This window comes from Methanoculleus sp. UBA208, from assembly GCF_002498065.1.
Classification (GTDB): Archaea; Halobacteriota; Methanomicrobia; order Methanomicrobiales; family Methanoculleaceae; genus Methanoculleus.
The window spans coordinates 1-3,191 of sequence record NZ_DAFZ01000005.1; the positions used below are offsets into that span (position 1 = coordinate 1).

The window sequence follows — 3,191 nt, forward strand, 5'->3', positions numbered from 1 at the left end:
CTCCCCTTGCGGGCGATGAAGTAGACGGTGAATGTGGCGGCCATCGCCCCGACGAATGCCAACACGAGTCGTCCTCGCCCGGCAAAGAGGACGATCGCGATTGTGGCCCCGAGTGCCCCGCCCGACGAGGTGCCGATGATGTAGGGATCCGCCATGGGATTCCTGAACAGTCCCTGCATGGCCGTGCCTGCCACGGCAAGCGCGCACCCGACCAGTGCCGCGGCGATCACCCTCGGCAGCCTGACGTCCCAGACGATTGTCCACGCGTTCGGTAGCGATATCAGGGATCCGAAAGAGATGCCGGTCGGTCCGAGAGCGACCGCACAGGCCACGCTGGCGAGAAGTGCGCAGGCGAGTGCCGGAATTGTGATGAACGCCGTCCTCCGCATGAGTTCCAAATAAAATCAATTTTAGTTTATTAAAATATGTCTGTGTTGCCCGTACAGCGTTCGGATGGCGTAGCGCACCCGAAATACGCCGGCGGGGGCTGAGGTGAGCCGGAGATACCCTGAAACCGGGCGCGTTCTCCCGTGTGGCGCGGAGTAAACCTCATACTCTCGGATAACCAAGAGATCTGGCATATGGGCAATCTGAATCTTGCCGTGCTGGGACCCCCCGGTTACGCGAAGGACCTCGGGAAGAAGGGTACGGAATCCGATATAACCTTTTATAACCTGAAGAAAGGCGACGATACCGTCACCGTCATCGAGCCGACACGGTATCCCGAGCGGCTGGCCCCGCTCTTCTACGCCGCATCGATGGCGGATGCGGTTCTCACCGTGGTGAGCGAGATCACCCCGACGTTCGGGGAGTGGGTGCTGATGCTCGACGAGGCCGGCGTGAAGCAGGGCTACATCGTCCTCGAAAACTACATAACGCCCGACCAGATCGCGCCGCTCCTCAAAGGAACGGTGCTCGAGCGCTACGAGTTCGTTGACGCCGACCCGATCGCGCTTCGCGACCTCCTGCTTCGCGAGGCGCATGCACGCCCCACTGTCCCGCCCGGCGCCGGTGCCGTGGGAACGATCCCCATCGATCACCACTTCAACGTCCGCGGCATCGGGACGGTCATCCTCGGCGGCGTGGTGCGGGGCGGCATCAGGAAACACGATACCCTGAAGGTCTACCCGGGGGAGAAGGCGATCACGGTGCGGTCCATCCAGAAGCACGACGACGACTTCGACTGGGCCGCCGAGGGCGACCGCGTGGGGCTCGCGCTCAAGAACATCGAGTCCGACGACCTTGACCGCGGCTTTGTCCTCTCCGACGACCCCGCGATCCGGGTGGGGGCGAACCTTGAAGCGCAGGCGGCCCTGGTGAAGTACTGGCCGGCACCGCTCACGGCGGGGACGGTGCTCCATATCGGCCACTGGATGCAGTTCATCCCGGCGCGGGTGGAGGCGGTGCGGGACGACGGGGACTGGCGGCAGCCGATGCTCACGCTTGCGCTGGAAAAAGACCTCGTCTACCTCCCCGGCGATACGGGGGTGCTCCACTACCTCGAGGGAGGAAAACTCCGGATCGCCGGGCATATTGAACTGGTGTGATTGGGGGGTGCTACGTCTCCCGAATAACAAACTCTGTCTCGCCTTTGTAGAACTGCTCAACCAACCTCGGATACTGCTCAGTTGACGTGGGGTGGTGTGATCCCCCGACAGGGTTTTCTACAGAGCTCAAACTCTTCTTTTGGTTATGCAAGGGTGCCTGACCGCCGTTAAGGCAGCACCTTCGGTGCTCGCACTCCTGGGGGTGTCTCTCTCCTGCTGCCCCTCCCCGGGCACACGATGAGCCCCGGGGTACCGGTTGCATCTGATACTTGTATGACTTACGCCCGACAGGCGTATCCCCGGAATAATCACGGTAAAAATCGGACAACGTAAAAAAAGTGGGGTTTTAGACGAGTTTGAAGAGCGGGTGGGTGTCCACCATGGGCTCGGTACCGAAGTCGCGTGCCGCTTCCAGCACAACGATGTCGGTGTAGGCCTGTGCGGTGATCATCGCCTCGACATTCTCGATCGGGCCGTACATGATCAGGTCGGCGCCGAGGGTGCTTGCAATCATGTTGCAGCCGATATCGGGCGCGGACCAGGCCGCCTGGCGCACTCCGTCCAGACCACCGAGGTAGTGGTGGGTGAGCTGCTCGATGAGGGCATCCTTGCCTTCGAGGCCGGCCAGCTGCTGGGAGGGAACTTTCTTCGTTCCCTTCCAGCGCTTCAGCCAGGTCCAGGAGACCGTCATGTTGTGGTAGGCACCACCGGTCGGCATGCCGTGAATCGCCTTGCAGGCGAGGATCTCACGGTACGAACCGCCGGAGCCGAGACCGAGCGGGGTCGCCGCGGTGTCGAGGATCGGGCGGGTGATGCCGCACTTCTCTGCGATCTCGAGCATACCGAGCTCCTGCCCGGCGACACCGCCCTCGACCAGAACCTTCTCACGGCCGGAGACCGACGGGTCGGCGGGGTTGAAGGCGAGGACGATGGCTGAGTTCACGTCGCTCTTGGCCAGCGCCTCGATGTTCTCGGGCACGATCGAACCGTTGATGGAGTTGTAGATCGCACGGTCCGCAACGCCGGCCTGCGTGACGTAATCGCACGCGTGGGCGAGCGCCGCCGGGACGGACGAGTCCATCAGGAACGCGGTCTTGTCATCGATGCTGCAGAACCAGTCGATGTAGCTCTCGAATGCCTCGCCGTACTCCGCAATGATCTGGATAAAGTGCGGAATGCCGGTAATATCCGAGAGTTCCTGGCAGCGGTTCCAGAGCGCCTCTGCCGTTTCCTTGTCAATCTTTCCGGTTGTGTCATCCAGTACAACTTCGTGCTTGTTGTAGAAGATGGATGCACCGAGCACGGTCGGGTACTCTCCAGGCTGCCCGCCGATCATGGTACCGTTGAAGTCGTGTACCATCTGCTCTTTTTCGAACTTGAACATATTCGTCAATCCTCCTTACAGGTACCCAAGCAATTTGGGCAGTAATACCAACAACATCATGAATACAATCAAACCTGCGACCAGTCCGTACAGGATGCCGATATCGCGCCCGACTTTTCTTCCGACGCGCTGGGCTATCTCTGCATCAACGAACTCGATCCTCTCCTCGATGGCGTTGAGCCGCTCCTCGATCTCAAGGAACTGCGGGTTTGCGCCTGCAGCGGCAACTTCCACGCCGGCACCGCCTGCTTCCTTGACCT

4 protein-coding genes are annotated in these 3,191 nt (G+C 61.1%); 1 reads left to right on the top strand and 3 read right to left on the bottom strand.

What is annotated here, in order from left to right; translation table 11 throughout:
- Positions 1 to 389 (bottom strand): iron chelate uptake ABC transporter family permease subunit (locus BRA62_RS00340; RefSeq protein WP_292364047.1); only part of this gene is annotated, 389 nt, incomplete at its 3' end.
- Positions 390 to 581: 192 nt separating this feature from the next.
- Here BRA62_RS00340 and BRA62_RS00345 point away from each other — a divergent pair.
- Positions 582 to 1,547 carry an EF-Tu/IF-2/RF-3 family GTPase gene (locus tag BRA62_RS00345; protein WP_292364043.1) on the top strand — a complete coding sequence of 322 codons (966 nt, stop codon included), beginning with the start codon at positions 582 to 584 and terminating at the stop codon, positions 1,545 to 1,547.
- 346 nt (positions 1,548 to 1,893) lie between these two features.
- Here the strand turns inward: BRA62_RS00345 and mtrH are convergent, their stop codons facing one another.
- Positions 1,894 to 2,931 (bottom strand): tetrahydromethanopterin S-methyltransferase subunit H, encoded by a 1,038-nt coding sequence (gene mtrH, locus BRA62_RS00350; protein ID WP_292364045.1) that lies wholly within the window; start codon positions 2,929 to 2,931, stop codon positions 1,894 to 1,896.
- A gap of 15 nt (positions 2,932 to 2,946) precedes the next feature.
- Positions 2,947 to 3,191, bottom strand: a 245-nt coding sequence (gene mtrG / locus BRA62_RS00355; protein ID WP_292364046.1) for a tetrahydromethanopterin S-methyltransferase subunit MtrG, incomplete at its 5' end; no start/stop codon positions are given.

Coding starts and splice junctions, on each gene's coding strand:
- BRA62_RS00345 (WP_292364043.1), top strand. CDS start 582: ATGGGCAATCTGAATCTTGCCGTGCTGGGACCCCCCGGTTACGCGAAG.
- mtrH (WP_292364045.1), bottom strand. CDS start 2,931: ATGTTCAAGTTCGAAAAAGAGCAGATGGTACACGACTTCAACGGTACC.